The 15,133-nt window shown below is 72.4% G+C and carries 11 protein-coding genes; all 11 read right to left on the reverse strand.

Annotation, left to right across the window (positions count from 1 at the left end; translation table 11 throughout):
• Positions 1 to 2: 2 nt before the first annotated feature.
• The 11 genes from Q5694_RS18005 to Q5694_RS18055 all read right to left on the reverse strand — a co-directional run bounded on the left by Q5694_RS18005 (position 3) and on the right by Q5694_RS18055 (position 15,001).
• On the reverse strand, positions 3 to 908 hold the full coding sequence (locus Q5694_RS18005; RefSeq protein WP_333934132.1) for a TatD family hydrolase: 906 nt from the start codon (positions 906 to 908) through the stop codon (positions 3 to 5).
• The gene (locus Q5694_RS18010) at positions 908 to 1,684 is read right to left on the reverse strand and encodes an EboA domain-containing protein (RefSeq protein WP_333934133.1); all 777 of its coding nucleotides are present in this window, start codon (positions 1,682 to 1,684) and stop codon (positions 908 to 910) included. Before Q5694_RS18010 ends, Q5694_RS18005 begins: the two co-directional genes overlap by 1 nt.
• A complete protein-coding gene (locus Q5694_RS18015; protein WP_333934134.1) occupies positions 1,681 to 2,688 on the reverse strand; it encodes a sugar phosphate isomerase/epimerase family protein in 1,008 nt (335 codons plus the stop codon). The genes Q5694_RS18010 and Q5694_RS18015 overlap by 4 nt, the downstream gene beginning before the upstream one ends.
• The gene (locus Q5694_RS18020) at positions 2,685 to 3,788 is read right to left on the reverse strand and encodes an SCO3242 family prenyltransferase (RefSeq protein WP_443040902.1); all 1,104 of its coding nucleotides are present in this window, start codon (positions 3,786 to 3,788) and stop codon (positions 2,685 to 2,687) included. The genes Q5694_RS18015 and Q5694_RS18020 overlap by 4 nt, the downstream gene beginning before the upstream one ends.
• A 2-nt stretch (positions 3,789 to 3,790) precedes the next feature.
• Positions 3,791 to 5,047 (reverse strand): inositol-3-phosphate synthase, encoded by a 1,257-nt coding sequence (locus Q5694_RS18025; RefSeq protein ID WP_333934136.1) that lies wholly within the window; start codon positions 5,045 to 5,047, stop codon positions 3,791 to 3,793.
• Positions 5,048 to 5,136: 89 nt separating this feature from the next.
• Positions 5,137 to 8,859 carry a ThuA domain-containing protein gene (locus Q5694_RS18030; protein ID WP_333934137.1) on the reverse strand — a complete coding sequence of 1,241 codons (3,723 nt, stop codon included), beginning with the start codon at positions 8,857 to 8,859 and terminating at the stop codon, positions 5,137 to 5,139.
• Between the two features lie 265 nt (positions 8,860 to 9,124).
• Positions 9,125 to 10,123 (reverse strand): sugar phosphate isomerase/epimerase family protein, encoded by a 999-nt coding sequence (locus Q5694_RS18035; RefSeq protein ID WP_333934138.1) that lies wholly within the window; start codon positions 10,121 to 10,123, stop codon positions 9,125 to 9,127.
• A gap of 13 nt (positions 10,124 to 10,136) precedes the next feature.
• Entirely contained in the window at positions 10,137 to 11,348 is a 1,212-nt protein-coding gene (locus tag Q5694_RS18040) for a Gfo/Idh/MocA family protein (RefSeq protein WP_333934139.1), read from the reverse strand.
• 55 nt (positions 11,349 to 11,403) lie between these two features.
• On the reverse strand, positions 11,404 to 12,450 hold the full coding sequence (locus Q5694_RS18045; protein WP_333934140.1) for a substrate-binding domain-containing protein: 1,047 nt from the start codon (positions 12,448 to 12,450) through the stop codon (positions 11,404 to 11,406).
• A 17-nt stretch (positions 12,451 to 12,467) separates the two neighbouring features.
• A complete protein-coding gene (locus Q5694_RS18050; RefSeq protein ID WP_333934142.1) occupies positions 12,468 to 13,487 on the reverse strand; it encodes an ABC transporter permease in 1,020 nt (339 codons plus the stop codon).
• Positions 13,484 to 15,001, reverse strand: coding sequence for a sugar ABC transporter ATP-binding protein (locus Q5694_RS18055; protein WP_333934144.1), 1,518 nt, complete (start codon positions 14,999 to 15,001; stop codon positions 13,484 to 13,486). The genes Q5694_RS18050 and Q5694_RS18055 overlap by 4 nt, the downstream gene beginning before the upstream one ends.
• Positions 15,002 to 15,133: the final 132 nt, after the last annotated feature.

Genomic DNA, 15,133 nt, shown 5'->3' on the forward strand with positions numbered 1-15,133 from the left:
GCTCACGCCTCCGCGGCGGGGACGCGGGCGGTCCCCGCGGGGCCGGGCTCCGGCTGGTCCTTGGGGACGCCGCGCAGGACGGAATTGCCCTCGTGGGTGGCCGCGGTGGCGGTGACGTCGAGCCGCAGCCGGCCGCTGATCCCGTAGAAGGCGACGGGGTTGCGCCACAGCACCTGGTCGACGGTGTCCTCGTCGAAGCCCTCGGCCAGCATCAGGTCGCCGACCTTGCGGGTCTTGAGGGGGTCGCTCCGGCCCCAGTCGGCTGCCGAGTTGACCAGGACCTGATCGGGTCCGTAGGCGCGCAGGAGGGCCACCATCCGCTCCTCGTCCATCTTGGTGTCCGGGTAGACGGAGAAGCCGAGCCAGCAGCCGCTGTCCTTGGCCTCCTTGACGGTGGTCTCGTTGAGGTGGTCGATCAGGACGTGGCCGGGGGGCAGGGCGGATTCCCGGACGACGTCGAGGGTGCGGCGCAGACCGGCGAGCTTGTCGCGGTGCGGGGTGTGCACCAGGGCGGGTAGGCCGTGGTCGGCGGCCAGCTGGAGTTGTGCGGCGAGGGCGGTGTCCTCGGCGGGGGTCATGGAGTCGTAGCCGACCTCGCCGACGGCGACGACGTTGTCCTTCACGAGGTAGCGGGGCAGTTCGTCCAGGACGGGTGTGCAGCGAGGGTCGTTGGCCTCCTTGGGGTTGAGGGCGATGGTGCAGTGGTGGGCGATGCCGTACTGGGCGGCGCGGAAGGGTTCCCAGCCGAGCAGGGCGTCGAAGTAGTCGCGGAAGGAGGCCGGCGAGGTCCGGGGCTGTCCCAGCCAGAAGGACGGTTCGACGACGGCACGGACACCGGCGGTGTACATGGCCTCGTAGTCGTCGGTGGTGCGGGACGTCATGTGGATGTGGGGGTCGAAGATGCGCATCAGGACTCCTTGCCGTGGGGGTGGTCCGCGCCGGGGTCGTCGTGCGCGGACTCGGTCAGGTCCAGGACGCGGTGCAGGTCCTCGGGTACGGCGCGGCCGGCTGCGGCGCGCTCGGCGGCGTAGTCGGCCAGCATGCGGGCGAGTTCGCCGTCCCCCCGGGCACGCTCCGGCAGGGCCGCCACCTCGTCGACGGGGACGCCGGTGAACAGGCACTTCAGCACGGCGTGGCGCCAGGCGTGCGGGTCGAGGTGCCGGGCGGCGTACGGGCCGACGGCGGCGGCGAGCAGACGGGTGTCGTTGGTGCGCAGGGCGTCCTCGACGAGCGGGAGGGCCCCGGGGCCGGTCACGAGGTGCGGCAGGGCGTGCAGGACGGCCCGGCGTTCGTCGGCGGTGCCCTGGAAGTAGACCCGGGTCAGGGCGTCGGTGTCCGCACGGGCGGCGTGCAGGACGAGGAGGCGGGCGGCGTCGGCGTGTTCGGCCCCGCAGCGGCGCCCGGCCTCGGCGAGGCGCAGCTCCCAGGCGGAGATGGGCCCGTGGATGCCGGGGTGGGCGGCCGCTTCCTCGAGGGCGTGGTCGAGCCAGGCGCGGGCGGTCGGTTCGAGGCGGGCGGCGAGCTGCCGGCGGAGGTCCTCGAGCGCGGGAGAGGACGTGGGGCCGGGGGCGGGGTGGCCGGTGGTGGCGTCGCGGGTCGCGGGGGCACCTCGGTCCTCGGTGGTGCCGCGGCTGCCCTGGGTGCTGTCGGTGCTCGTCGCGTGGGTGGCGCGAGGGCCTGTCATCTGCTGCTCCCTTCAGGGGGTGCGGAGGGAGCGCCGTGGGGTGGCGCGGACTGCTCGGGAGCCGGCTCGGGCCGGTGCGGTGGGTGTGCCGCAGCCTGCTCGGCGTGGCGGAGGAACGGGAGGGACCGCTCGGCCTGCCGGGGTCCCTCGTGGGAGTGGCGGGGCAGTTCGACGACGGTCAGGCCCTGGTAGCCGGTGGCGGCGAGGGCCGCCAGGACGGGCGGGAAGTCGATCTCCCCGTCCCCGAACGGGAGGTGCTCGTGGACTCCGCGCCGCATGTCCTCGATCTGCACGTGCCGCAGCCAGGGGGCGGCGTCGCGTACGCACTCGGCGGGAGACAGGGGTTCCAGGCACTGGCAGTGGCCGATGTCCAGGGTGAGTCCGAGGGTTTCGGGGTCGCCGAGGGCCCGGCGCAGGCGGTGGAAGTCGGCGAGTGTGGCGAGGAGGTGGCCGGGTTCCGGTTCGACGGCGAGCGGGATGCCGGCGGCGGAGGCGGTCTCCAGGACGGGGGTGAGGGCCTCGGTGAGACGCTTCCAGGCGGTGTCCGTGTCGGTGCCGTCCGGGACGACGCCGCTGAAGCAGTGGACGGCGTGGGCACCGAGGTCGGCCGCGACCCGGACGGCCCGGACGAGGAGGTCGGCCCGGCGGGCGCGGTCGTCGCCGTCCGGGTCGAGCAGGGACGGGCCGTGCTTGCGGCGCGGGTCGAGCACGTAGCGCGCCCCGGTCTCCACGGTGACGTCCAGGCCGAGCGCGTCCAGCCGCTTCGCGACCCGGTGGGTGCGGGCGGCCAGGTCGTGGGCGAGCGGGTCCAGGTGCATGTGGTCGAGCGTGAGCCCGACGCCGTCGTACCCGAGGTCGGCGAGCATGCGGAGCGCGTCGTCGAGCCGCAGGTCGGCGAGCCCGTTGGTGCCGTAGCCGAAACGGAGGGGGGTGGCAGAGGCTGCGGCGGCGGCACCCGTCGTGGGGTTCCGGCCGCCGTCGGGCTCGTGGGACGCGGGGCTCATGTGACGCTCACCTTCTTCGCGAACCGGGCGCCGAGCGGGGCGAGAGCGGCGATGAGGATCGCCGGGACCGGGCCCCCGGCGCGGGCGGCCAGGGTGGCCTGGAGGGGGATCGTGGCGCGGATGCCGGCGCCCACGGCTCGCTGGGTGAGAGGCGGTGACGGGTTCAGCGCGGCGTGGAAGTAGGGGCGGGCGGTGCTGACGGCGTAGGCGGCCGCGAGGGCGGTGGTGAGGAACCCCGCGGGTTGCGGACGTCCCGGGTGCCCGGTCGGGGCGGTGGTGAGCGGCGCTTCGGTGTCCCGGTGCCCGTGGCGCCCGGTGGGTCCGGTACGTGGCCGGTCGCCGGTGGGCGTCCCGGGGCCGTGTGCCGGCGGGGCGGGCCGGTACGCCATCCGCCGGGTCAGCAGCGCGGTCGCCGCGAGGGCGGCCAGGGGGGCCAGGGGGGTGCCGCCCCGTGCCTCCTGACGGGAGACCGTCGTCACGGCCAGCGTGTGGGTGCCGAGGAGGGCGGCGGACGGCACGGCCGGGCGGGTGCGGCCGGTGGTGGCCGCGGCCCCCAGCAGCAGGTCCAGGCCCCGGGCCGCGCCCATCGCCACGGGCCCGGCGGGCGTGTGCTTCAGGCCGAGGTCGTACGCCCAGACGGTCGCCGCCAGGGGGGCGGCGACGGCCAGGGCGGGGCGGCCGGCGCGGGCCGCCAGGGCCAGCCCCGCGCCGGTGAGCGCGCAGGCCGCCGTAAGGGCGGCGGCGGGACGTACCCGGCCGGAGGGCAGCGGGCGCTCGGGGCGTTCGACGGCGTCGACGCCGAGGTCCGCCCAGTCGTTGAGGGCCATGCCGGCCTCGTAGAGGCAGAGGGAGGAGCCGATGGCGAGCAGGGTGCGCGCGTTGGGCGCCGCCCCGGCAGCGGCGGTCCCGGCCAGGGCGTCGCCGGGCACGCTGAACAGGGCGGGCAGCCGCAGGAGTTCCGCCCAGGCACGCCGCCGGTGGGAGCGCGAGCGCTCGGCGCGGGCCCGCGGGGTGGCGTCGGCGGTGAAGACCTCGGAAGCTGGAGCGGGTGCTGGGGTCAGGCCGCCGCGGGACGGGCCCGGAGCCGGGATCCGGCGCAGGGTCACGGGGTTTCCCCCGTCCCCTCGGCGCCCCTCGCCGCCCGAGCGGCACGCCCCCGCCCGCCGCCCCGCTCCCCACCCGGCGCGTCGCCGCTTCCCTCCTGGGTCGGTCCGAGAACCGGCGCGTCACCGCTTCCCTTGCGCCCGAGGGTCCGTGCGAACCGGAGCAGTTCCTCGTACTGCTCGGACAGCCCCGCGGGTCCCTCGCCCACCGGGTCCTTGAAGTAGAAGCCCAGGGGGCCGAGCGGGCCGGTGAGGCCGGTTTCGTGGGCGCGGGCCGTGAGACGGGCGAGGTCGAGCACCAGGGGGGCGGCGAGCGCCGAGTCGCACCCCTGCCAGATGGTCTGCAGGATCATGCGGGTGCCGAGGAAGCCGTCGAAGGCGATGTGGTCCCAGGCGGTCTTCCAGTCGCCGAGGGCGGGCACGTCGTCGATGTGCACCTCGCCCTCGGGGACGCTGCCGAGGGTGTCGGCGAGGACGCGTTCCTTCCCGGCGTTCTTCGCCGCCGCGGCGGCCGGGTCGGCCAGGGCCGCTCCGTCGCCGCCGCCGAGCAGGTTCGTGCCGGACCAGGCCCGCACGTGCAGGGCACGCTGGGCGAACATCGGGCCCAGCACGGCCCGCAGCAGGGTCTGCCCGGTCTTGCCGTCGCGGCCGGCGCAGGGCAGTGCGCTGTGTTCCGCCTCGCGGGCGGCGACCGGGTGGTGCATGCCCTCGGAGGGGGTGAAGTTGACGTAGGGGCAGCCCGCGCGCAGGGCCGCCAGGGCGTAAAGGGTGCTGGCCGGCAGCGGGGCGCCCGGGCCCTGGGAGGCCGGTTCGGTGGAGGCGACGTTCACCACCACGGTCCGCTCCAGCTGGTGGCGCCGGGTGAAGTCGCGGATGTCGTCGGCGAAGGCCGCGATCAGCTCATCCTCGCTCCTGGTGTCCCCCGGTGTGGGGCCGCCGGGCCGGATCTCCCGGTCGGCGGCGGCGAGTTCGGCCGCGACGGCCGTGGCGACGCCGGGCGGGAGGACGCCTCCGGCGGTCAGGGTCTCGGCCCGTTTGGGCAGGGGGCAGTCGAGGGTGTCGTGGCCGCCGAAGACGAGGTCGGACAGGGCGGGCAGGCCGCTGTCGGCGAACGCGGGGGTCTCGGTGACCATGCCGGTGGGCGGGTGCAGTCCCGCGGTGACGGCGGCACACCCCGTGACGACGGTGGTGGCGACGGAGCCGCGGGCTCCGATCAGCCACACCCCCACACGCGGCTGGGAGAGGGACGCGGACATGGGCAGCCTCCTGGTCGTGCGCGAACCGAGGGGGGAGGGTGGGACGTGAGACGGCGGGCGGGGGTCCGGCGTCCCCCGCCCGCCGCCGTTCACCGGCCCTGGACGGGCAGTTCCTTGAGCTGGATGTTGCGGAAGGAGACCTGGTCGTCGGCGCCGTGGTTCTGCAGCCCGATGTAGCCGTCGGTCAGGCTCCGCTCGGGGTCCTTGTTCGTGAAGTCGTTGATCTTGACTCCGTTGAGGAACACCTGCAGGCGTTCGCCCTGGACCTTGATCTCGTAGGAGTTCCACTGGCCGGGCGGCCGCAGGACCTGGTCACGGGCCTTGAGGTTGGCCGACTTGAAGGAGTAGACCGAGCCGGTGGTCCGGTCGGGCGCGTCCGTGGCGTCGATCTGGATCTCGTAGCCCTTGTTCACGGCTGACCAGGGGTCGTCGGAGGCCGGGAAGCCCACGAAGATCCCGGAGTTGTCGTCGCCCCGCATCTTCCAGTCGAGCTTGAGGGAGTACGACTTCAGCTCCTTGGCCTGGTACCAGAGCAGGCCCATGCCGCCCTCGGTCTCCATCACGCCGTCCTTGACGACGAACTTGCCGGGGCCGGCCTGCTTCCAGCCGTCCAGGGTCTGGCCGTTGAAGATCTTCCGGTAGTCCTTGCTCGGCTTGCAGTCCGCCTTCACCTGGCCGGTGGCGTACTGCAGGCCGCCGAGCAGGTGGGCGCGGAAGGCCTCGTCGGCGTAGGACTCCTTGGTGTGGCCGCCGCCGGTGTAGAAGGACCGGCCGCCGCCGTAGCTCTGGCACCAGGCGATCGGGTGGTCGCCCTTCATGGTGCCGCCCTGGTAGGTGGTCTCGTCCAGGGTGGCGAGGACCTTGGCCTGCTCACGCGGGTTGGTGCGGTAGTTGTACCACTCGTCGGTGCGCTCCCAGGCGTCGCCCAGGTGCGCGGTGGCCGGGTGGTCGTGGTCCTCGACGCGGACGGTGGCCTTCTGGATGGCCGGGTGCGAGTGGAAGTGGGCGCCGACGAGGCCGCCGTAGAACTCCCAGTCGTACTCGGTGTCGGCCGCCGCGTGGATGCCCATGTAGCCGCCGCCGTTGCGGACGTAGTTCTCGAACGCCTGCTGCTGCTCGGCGTTGAGGACGTCACCGGTGGTGGACAGGAAGGCGACCGCGTCGTACTTGGCGAGGTTGGCCGTGGTGAACTGCCGCGCCTCCTCGGTGGCGTCGACCGTGATGCCGGCCGGGCCGCCGAGTTCCTTCAGTGCCGTGATGCCGGCCGGGATGGAGTCGTGGCGGAAGCCGGCGGTCTTGGAGAAGACCAGGACCTTCTTGCCGCCCTTGAAGGGCTGCTTGGAGAACTCGAAGTCGTCCACGTCGAACAGCGCGCCCTCGCCGCCCCGGAAGACCAGGTAGATCTCGGTGGTCTTCTTCGGCAGCGCCCGCAGGGGCACGTCGACGTTCTGGAACGTCTCCCAGCCACCGGTCGGCGGGATGTAGGCCGAGCCGTGCAGCGGTCCCTCGGGGGAGCCGGTACGCAGTTCGACGAAGCCGCCCGCGCCGCCGGAGGAGGCCCGTACGGTCATCTTCTTCTGGCCGTCGAACCGGTAGGGGGTGAAGGAGATCCAGTCGCCGTCGTTGACGTCGCCGACGGTCTTGCCGCCGTGGGCGCCGGTCTTGTCGATGACGGACACGCCCGACTGGGTGGTGAAGTGCTCGCCCTGGCGGTGCAGTGGCTGCAGGACGGTGCGGGCGGTGCCGGTCAGCTCCTCCTGGCCGCCTGCGCCGCCGTCGGTGTAGCTGGCGCCGACGACACCGTAGATGTTGGCGTTCGGGTCGTGGCCGCCGTCACCGGGAGGCGGCTTCAGCGTGCCCTCGCAGCCCATCTCGCTGGTCAGCTCGTGGGCGTGGGAGTCGTGGCCGAGGCTGTAGGCGACCTTGACCTTGGAGCAGTCGACGGTCTCCTCGGGGTCGGTGACGGTCACCTTGAAGGGCACGGGCTCGCCGAAGGCGGCCAGGGTGCCGTTGGCGGGGACGTCGATGCGCACCTTGGGCTCGGTGTTGCCGACGACGATCCGGACGCTGGCGTTGCCGGTGTTGCCCTCGGGGTCCTTGGCGGTGAAGGTGGCGCTGTAGGTGCCGACCTTCTTGTACCGGTGGGTGGGGTTGAGGCCCTCGCCCTTGGTGCCGTCGCCGAAGTCCCAGCTGTAGGTGAGGTCGGTGGAGTCGGCGTCCTTGGCGGAGCCGGTGAAGGTGACCTTCAGGCCGGCCGCTCCGGACGTCTTGTCGGCGCTCACCTCGGCGATCGGGGAGAAGCCGTCCTCGGCGTTCTCGATGCGGTAGAGGGCGGAGTTCTCGTCGCCCTGGAACCACGAGACGCCGTAGTCGAGGACGTAGAGGGCGCCGTCGGGGCCGAACTCCATGTCCATGATCTGGGTGCCGGTCCACGGGAAGTCGTTGATCTTCGCGACGGACCCGTCCTCGTTCTGCTCGATCCGCTTGATCCAGCGGCGGCCGAACTCCCCGGCGAAGAAGTCGCCGTCGTAGGCCTCGGGGAACTTCACGCCGGAGTCGAGCTCGGGGTCGTAGCGGTAGACCGGGCCGGCCATCGGGGACTCGGAACCGCTGCCGAACTCGGGCACGGACCCGCCGTCGTAGGGGATCCAGGCGGCCTGCGCGGGCGGCAGGTCGACCAGGCCCGTGTTGTGCGGCGAGGTGTTCTTCGGGGCGGCGCAGTCGAACGTCTCGCCGGACTCCTTGGTGGCGAAGTCGTAGTCGACGTACGGGTCGTTGTCGCCGGTGCAGAAGGGCCAGCCGAAGTTGGCCGCCTTGGTCACCTTGGCGAACTCGACCTGCCCGGCCGGGCCGCGCCTGGGGTCGGCGGCGCCCGCGTCGGGGCCGTAGTCGCCGACGTAGACGGTGCCGGTCTTGTCGTCGACGCTCATCCGGAACGGGTTGCGGAAGCCCATCGCGTAGATCTCGGGACGGGTCTTGTCCGTGCCCGGGGCGAAGAGGTTGCCCTCCGGGACGGTGTACGAGCCGTCCTCGGCCACCTTGATGCGCAGGATCTTGCCGCGCAGGTCGTTGGTGTTGCCGGAGCTGCGGCGGGCGTCGAAGGCCGGGTTGCGGTTCGGGCGGTCGTCGATCGGGGTGTAGCCGTCGGAGGCGAAGGGGTTGGTGTCGTCGCCGGTCGACAGGTAGAGGTTGCCGTCCGCGTCGAAGTCGATGTCGCCGCCGACGTGGCAGCAGGTGCCGCGGGAGGCCGCGACGTCGATGACCTTCTTCTCGCTGGCCAGGTTCAGGGTGCCGTTGGCGTTCAGCGTGAAGCGGGAGAGGCGGTTGACGCCGTCGAACCTCTTGAAGTCCTCGGCGGTGCCGGTCTCCGGTGCGTCGCCCGCAGGGGTGTCGAGCGGTGGGGCGTAGTAGAGGTAGATGGCCCGGTTGTTCTCGAAGTCCGGGTCGATGCCGACGCCCTGGAGGCCCTCCTCGTCGTGGCTGTAGACGTCGAGCTTGCCGGCGACCTTGGTGACGCCGCCCTGGTCGGTCAGGCGCAGCGTGCCGTCGCGTGAGGTGTGCAGGACGCTGCGGTCCGGGAGCACGGCGAGCGACATGGGCTCGCCCATCTCGGGTTCGCCCTTGGCGAGCGGGACCTGCTGGAACTGTCCCTCGGCGGCGGCCGGTCCGTCGTGCTCCGGGTGGCCCGGGTGGGCTCCGGCGACGCCGGCCGGTGTGCCCACGGCCAGGAGGAGGCCGGTGAAGAGGGCGAGAGAGGTGCGAAGCCTGGGCCGCCTGGGGGTGCGGGTGGTTCTGATGCTGCTTCTGTGCACGAAGTCCCTCCGGGAACGGGGTGGGCCGTACGGGGTGGGTCGAAGACGTGCGGTGCGGGCGCCGGGGTGCGCCGTCACCCCGGATGTGCGTGTGTCCTGAACACTTCAATGGACGGTAACCGGGTCCGTCCGGCGCGAACACCCCTTGCGCCAGGATCAGTTGAACTTTTTCCCATCGCTGGACAAAGCGGCGTCCGCGCAGCTCGGAGGGGGGACCGGCGGTGGTGCCGGCCCCCGGTCCCCCGGCCTGCGCCGGGTGCCCCGATCAGCTGTTGAACGCGGCGTCGAAGGACGCGCTGGGCGGCTCGAAGTCGAAGGCTTTCAGCCGGGTCAGGGCCTCGGGAGCCCCCTGGAGCCGGTCCATGCCGGCGTCCTCCCACTCGACGGAGACCGGCCCCTGGTAGTCGATGGAGCGCAGCATCCGGAAGACGTCCTCCCACGGGACGTCGCCGTGCCCGGCGGAGACGAAGTCCCAGCCGCGCCGCGGGTCGCCCCAGGGCAGATGGGAGCCGAGCCGGCCGTTGCGTCCGTCGAGGCGCTTGCGGGCCTCCTTGCAGTCGACGTGGTAGATCCGGTCGCGGAAGTCCCACAGGAAGCCGACCGGGTCGAGGTCCTGCCACACGAAGTGGCTCGGGTCGAAGTTGAGGCCGAAGGCGGGGCGCCGGCCGACGGCTTCGAGGGCCTTGTGGGTCGTCCAGTAGTCGTAGGCGATCTCGCTCGGGTGGACCTCGTGGGCGAACCGCACGCCCTCGGCGTCGAAGACGTCCAGGATCGGGTTCCACCGGTCGGCGAAGTCCTGGTAGCCGCGCTCGATCATCGCGTCGGGCGCGGGCGGGAACATGGCGACCAGGTGCCAGATGGCGGAGCCGGTGAAGCCGATGACCGTGTTCACGCCGAAGGCGGCCGCCGCGCGGGCGGTGTCCTTCATGCGCTCCGCGGCCCGCTGCCGGACCCCTTCCGGGTCGCCGTCGCCCCAGACCGCTTCCGGCAGGATCGCCCGGTGGCGTTCGTCGATGATGGCGTCGCAGACGGCCTGGCCGACCAGGTGGTTGGAGACCGCCCAGCACTTCAGGCCGTACTTGTCGAGGAGCTGGTGCCTGGACGCGACGTAGCCGGGGTCGCTCAGCGCCTTGTCGACCTCGAAGTGGTCGCCCCAGCAGGCGAGTTCGAGGCCGTCGTAACCGAAGTCGCGGGCCAGTCGGCAGACCTCCTCCAGGGGCAGGTCCGCCCACTGGCCGGTGAACAGGGTGAAGGTGCGCGGCATCCTGCGGGCCTCCTCAGAGGGCGATCGGCGTGTAGACGGAGTTCTTCTCAGCGCTCTCCTCGACCGCGGCGAGCACCCGCTGCACCTGGAGCCCGTCGGTGAAGGAGGGGTCGGGGCGGCGGCCTTCGGCGACGGCGTGGACGAGGTCGCGGGCCTGGTGGACGAAGGTGTGCTCGTAGCCGAGGCCGTGGCCCGGCGGCCACCAGGCGTCCAGGTAGGGGTGGTCGGGTTCGGTGACCAGGATCCGGCGGAAGCCCGCCTCCGCGCCCGGCTCGGTGCCGTCGTGGAAGGACAGCTCGTTCAGCCGCTCCAGGTCGAAGGCGAGGGACCCGCGCTCGCCGTTGAGTTCGATGCGCAGGGCGTTCTTGCGGCCGGTGGCGTAGCGGGTGGCCTCGAAGGAGGCGAGGGCCCCGGAGGGGAAGCGGGCCGTGAACAGGGCCGCGTCGTCCACCGTGACCTGCCCGGCGCCGGCGGCCGTGACCGCGGACAGTCCGCTGCTGGCGCCGGTGGGCAGGGGCCGTTCGCGCACGAAGGTCTCCGTCAGTGCGGAGACCCCCGCCAGCGGCTCCCCCACCAGGTACTGCGCGAGGTCGACGATGTGCGCGCCGAGATCGCCGAGCGAGCCGGAGCCGGCCTGCTCCCTGCGCAGCCGCCAGGTCAGCGGGAACTGCGGGTCCACCAGCCAGTCCTGCAGGTACGTCACGCGCACGTGGCGCAGCCTGCCCAGGCGGCCGTCGGCGACCATCCGGCGGGCCAGCGCGGTGGCCGGCACCCGGCGGTAGTTGAAGCCGACCATCGCGATCTGTCCGCGCCCGTAGGCCTCCTCGGCCGCCCGGGCCATCGAGGTGGCCTCCTCGACGGTGTTGGCCAGCGGCTTCTCGCACAGCACGTGCTTGCCCGCGGCCAGGGCGGCCAGCGCGATCTCGGCGTGGCTGTCGCCGGGTGTGCAGATGTCGACCAGGTCGACGTCGTCGCGTTCCACGAGGGCGCGCCAGTCGGTCTCGGTGGACGCCCAGCCGTGCCGGTCGGCCGCGGCCCGGACCGCGCCGGCGTCCCGGCCGCAGATCACGGCCATCACGGGATCCAGGGGCAGGTCGAAGACGCGGCCCGCGGTACGCCACCCCTGGGAGTGGGCGGCGCCCATGAAGGCGTACCCCACCATCCCCACGCGCAGGGGTGGCTTCCCTGCCTCGGTCCCTTCCGGCTTCGCTTGCGGCTGTCCCATACGGGTGTCCTCCTCGTCCTGGTCGGGGTGGCGCACGTGGGGGGTGCGGGCGGGATCACTTGAAGCCGGTGGACATGTACTGGTCGATGTTGGTCTTGTCGACGACGGCCGAGTAGAGCGTGAGCGACGACGGGATCTCGAACTCGGCGAGGCCGCCGATGCCCTTGCCCTGGCCGAGGGCGCGGGCGAGGTCGATCGCGGAGGCGGCCATGGTCGGCGGGTACAGCACCGTCGCCTTGAGCACGCCGTCGTCCTGTTCGATGGCCTGGAAGGCGGACAGCGCGCCGGCGCCGCCGACCATCAGGAAGTCGTCGCGCCCGGCCTGCTCGATGGCCCGCAGCGCGCCCACGCCCTGGTCGTCGTCGTGGTTCCACAGCGCGTCGAACTTCGACTGCGCCTGGAGCAGCTGGGCCATCTTGGCCTGGCCGGACTCGACGGTGAACTCGGCGGCCTGGCGGGCGACCTTCCTGATGTTGGGGTAGTTCTTCAGGGCGTCGTCGAAGCCCTGCGTGCGCTGCTTGGTCAGCTCGAGGTTGTCCAGGCCGGCCAGTTCGATGACGCGGGCGTCCTTCTTGTCCTTGAGCTTCTCGCCGATGTAGTGGCCGGCGTTGAGTCCCATGCCGTAGTTGTCGCCGCCGATCCAGCAGCGGTAGGCCTGCGGGGTGTTGAAGATGCGGTCGAGGTTGACGACCGGGATCCCGGCGCGCATGGCCTTCAGGCCGACCTGGGTGAGGGCCTTGCCGTCGGCGGGCAGCACGACCAGGACGTCGACCTTCTTGTTGATGAGGGTCTCGATCTGGCCGATCTGCTGGGCGGTGTCGTTGGAGCCCTCGGTGATCTCCAGCGTGACGTCGGAGTACTTCTCGGCGCGGCTCTTGGCGTTGTCGTTGATGGCGTTGAGCCAGCCGTGGTCGGCCTGCGGCCCGGCGAAGCCGATGGTGACCTGCTTGCCCGGCTTGTCGTCTGCGGCCGGCTGGTTGTTCCCGGCCGGTTCGTCCTTGGAATCGGAGGGCTCGTTGCTGGTGCACCCCGTGATGAGGGCTCCGGCGGAGACGGCGGCGGCCCCGAAGAGCAGCCCTCTGCGGCTCGTGATCTCTGGCATGGCGGTGAACCCTTTCCTCAGGTCGTGCTCGCGGTACGGCGCTGGACCAGCACGGCGGCGACGATGATCGCGCCCTTGGCGATCTGCTGGACGTCGCTCTGCAGGTTGTTCAGGGCGAAGATGTTGGTGATCGTGGTGAAGATCAGGACGCCGAGGACGGAGCCGGTGATGGTGCCGCGGCCTCCGGTGAGCAGCGTGCCGCCGATGATCGCGGCGGCGATGGCGTCGAGTTCGTAGAGGTTGCCGTTGGTGTTCTGGCCGGACCCGGACAGGACGATCAGCAGGAAGGCCGCGATGCCGCAGCACAGCCCGGACAGCAGGTACAGGTAGAGCCGCTGGCGGCGGACGTCGATGCCGGCGAGCCGGGCGGCCTCCGGGTTGCCGCCGACGGCGACCGTGCGACGGCCGAAGGTGGTGCGGTTGAGCACCAGCCAGCCGATCACCGTCACGACGGCGAACACCAGCACCAGCGGCGGGACGCCCAGTACGTAGGCGTCGCGCTCTCCGAGGTCCAGGACCGACGGCACGGTGACGATCTGCGTCTTGCCGTCGGTGATCTGCAGGGCGAGGCCCCGGGCGGAGGCCAGCATGGCCAGGGTCGCGATGAACGGCACCATCGCGCCGTAGGCGATGAGCATCCCGTTGACCAGGCCGCAGCCGACCCCGACGACGATCGCGGTGAAGAGGATGCCGGCGAAGCCGTACTCCTGGGTGGCGACGGTCGTGGCCCACACCGAGGCGAGGGCGACGATCGCGCCGACCGACAGGTCGATGCCGCCGGAGACGATGACGAAGGTCATGCCGACGGTGACGACACCGATCACGGACGCCTGGGTGAGCACGAGTTGGAGGTTGCGGGTGTCGAGGAACTCGTCGGGCTTGGTGATGCCGCCGATGAGGACCAGCACGGCGAGGACGCCGAGCAGGGACAGGGTGCGGACGTCGGCACGGGCCATCAGGCCGCGCCAGGCGGGGGGCTGGGCCTGGGACACCTTCGTGGTGCTGCTGTCCCGCGGCGGGGAGACGGGCTGCGTCATGACGCCGGGCTTCCTTCCATGACCAGGTCGAGTACGCGGTGTTCGTCGAGTTCGCGCGCGGGTGCCGTGTGGACGACGCGGCCCTCGCGCAGGACCAGCACGCGGTCGGCGAGGCCGAGCACCTCGGGCACCTCGCTGGAGACCAGCAGCACGGCCAGGCCCTCGTCGGCCAGGCGGCGGATGACCGCGTAGAGCTCGGCGCGGGCGCCCACGTCGACGCCGCGGGTGGGTTCGTCCAGCAGCAGCACCTTGCAGCCGCGCAGCAGCCAGCGGGCGAGCACGGCTTTCTGCTGGTTGCCGCCGGACAGGGTGCGCACCGGCACGGACGGGTTGTCGGGCCTGAGCGACAGCTCGCGCGTGGCGGCCCGGGCGGCGCCGAGTTCGGCGCCCCGGTCGATCCAGCCGCCACGCGAGAAGCGGGACATGGAGGACACCGACACGTTGCGGGTGACGGACTCCAGCATCAGCAGGGCCTGCGCCTTGCGTTCCTCGGGGGCCAGCCCGAGTCCGGCACGGACGGCGGCCCGGACACTGCCCGGCTTCAAGGCCCGCCCGTCGACCAGTACCTGACCGGTCGTCGGTTTGCGGGCGCCGTAGACGGTTTCCAGGATCTCGGAGCGGCCCGAGCCGACGAGTCCCGCCAGGCCGACGATCTCGCCGGGGCGCACCTCCAGGTCCAGGGTCTCGAACTCGCCCTGCCGCGACAGCCCTTGCACCTTCAGCACGGGTTCGGCGGCCGGCGGTGACACGGGCCGGTCCGGGAAGACGTACTCGACGTTGCGGCCGGTCATCAGGGCGACGACCTCGCGGGTCGGGGTGGACTCGGCCGGCAGTCCGTTGGCCACGGCCCGTCCGTCCTTCAGGACGGTCACCCGGTCGCCTATGCGGCGGATCTCCTCCAGGCGGTGGGAGATGTAGACGACGGCGACGCCCGCGGCGGTCAGGTCGGCGACGATGCGGAAGAGGTTGTCGACCTCGTCCGGGTCGAGGGCGGCGGACGGCTCGTCCATCACGATGAGCCGCACGTCGTGGGAGAGCGCCCGGGCCATGGACACGATCTGCTGCTGCGCGGCGGACAGGTCCCCCACGAGCCGGGCGGGGTCGATCTCGGCATGGCCGAGCCGCCTGAGCAGCGCGGCGGTCGACTCCTTGGCCGCCCTGCCCCGGACGACGAACCCGGCCGCGGTCGGCTCGTGCCCGAGGTGGACGTTCTCAGCGACCGAGAGGTGCTCCACCAGGTCGAGTTCCTGGTAGATGGTCGCGATGCCGAGTCGCATGGCGGCGATGGGCGAGCGGAGGGTGACCTCCTCGCCGCGCCAGCGGATGACGCCCGTGTCGGGCTGGTGCGCGCCGGCCAGGACCTTGATGAGGGTCGACTTGCCGGCGCCGTTCTGGCCGAGGAGGCAGTGCACCTCGCCGGCCAGGACGTCGAGGGCGACGCCGTCGAGGGCCCGGACTCCGGGGAAGGACTTGGTGATGCCGGACATGCTGAGCAGCGGTGGTTCTGGTGCCATGCGGATTCCCCTTGGCGGGCGGGCCGGTGACAGGGCGCTTGCCGGGCAGACGGGTTCGGCGCAGGGCAGGGCGGAGCGGGGCGCTGTGCCGGGTGAGCCGTGCCTGTGCCGGGTGCGGTGCGGGTGTGCGTG

The sequence above is a fragment of the Streptomyces sp. AHA2 genome (assembly GCF_036857595.1).
Taxonomy (GTDB): domain Bacteria; phylum Actinomycetota; class Actinomycetes; order Streptomycetales; family Streptomycetaceae; genus Streptomyces.